Source organism: Dryocola clanedunensis, from assembly GCF_038405435.1.
In the GTDB taxonomy this organism is placed as follows: Bacteria; Pseudomonadota; Gammaproteobacteria; order Enterobacterales; family Enterobacteriaceae; genus Dryocola; species Dryocola clanedunensis_A.
Map to the genome: position 1 here is coordinate 1 of NZ_JBBYHZ010000037.1, position 1,206 is coordinate 1,206.

Annotated in this window: 1 protein-coding gene and 1 pseudogene; both read left to right on the top strand. The window is 69.3% G+C overall.

Features of this window, described 5'->3' with window-relative positions:
- Nucleotides 1-932, top strand: a 932-nt coding sequence (locus AAE045_RS23155; protein ID WP_455549674.1) for a fatty acid desaturase, incomplete at its 5' end; no start/stop codon positions are given.
- A gap of 2 nt (nucleotides 933-934) precedes the next feature.
- Nucleotides 935-1,206 (top strand): annotated as a pseudogene (locus AAE045_RS23160) (hypothetical protein); the annotation flags it as partial.

Below are 1,206 nucleotides of genomic sequence, written 5' to 3' on the forward strand. Positions count from 1 at the left end.
TGTCGCGGATGACCGACGGCGTCAGCCAGGCCACCACGCTGGAGCGTGTGCTGCCCGGTACCGCCACCGCCAGCCAGAGCACGGTCGCCCGTGCCACGCTGCGCAACGATGATGGCCAATGGCGGCCCGGTGCCGCGGTCAAGGCCCGCATCGTGGTCGCCACCACCCCGGCCGCGCAGGTGGTGCCGCTGAGCGCCCTGCAGACGATGGACGGCAAGGACGTGGTGTTCGTGCGCGAAGGCGAGACCTACACCGCGCGTGCGGTCACGCTCGGTGCGCGCGATGCGCGTTACATCCGCCGCGTCGTGGCCGCCGTCCGCTGGACCGGCGTGGCCGGCCGCGCGTTGCTGTTCCTCGGTGCCTTCGTGCACAGCGTGCTGATCCCGGCGTGGATTGCCGGCGTGGTGATGCTGGCGCTGTCCAAGATCCTGGAAAACATGGAGCTGGCGCACAACGTCATCCATGGCCAGTACGACTGGATGGGCGATCCGCAGCTGCAGGGGAGCACCTATGAGTGGGACATCGTCGGCACCGCCGACAACTGGCGCAAGACCCACAACTTCCGCCACCACACCTACACCAACGTGCGCGGGCTGGACGACGATATCGGCTACGGCCTGCTGCGGATCTTCCCCGAGCAGCGCTGGCGCCCGTTCTACCTGATGCAGCCGGTGGTGGCGGTGGGAGTGGCATGGGCGGCGACTGGCGCCCGCAGCAATCGCCACTGGGCCTGCGCGTGGCCGATGCCCCCTCCGCCTATGCGGCGCTGTATGGCGCGCCCGGTGGCAACGCCGCCGGCGGCAGCCTGCCGCCGATGCCAACCGAAAGTGGTTTGCCGGTCACGGCGGCCGACAGTGGCGTACCCCCGCTGGGCTATGCGATCGCGCAGCTGCATGGCATCTACATTCTCGCCGAGAATGCCGAAGGCCTGATCGTGGTGGACATGCATGCCGCGCACGAACGCATCGGCTATGAGCGCCTGAAAACCGCACACGACGGCATGGGCCTGCATGCGCAGCCGCTGCTGGTGCCGATCACCCTGGCGGTCGGCGAGCGCGACGCAGACACCGCCGAACGCGAAGCGGAGACCTTGACCTCGCTGGGCTTTGAAATCACCCGCGCCGGCCCCGGCTCGCTGCACGTGCGCAGCATTCCCGCGCTGCTGGCCAATGCCGAGCCCGAGGCGCTGCTGCGCGATGTGCTGAC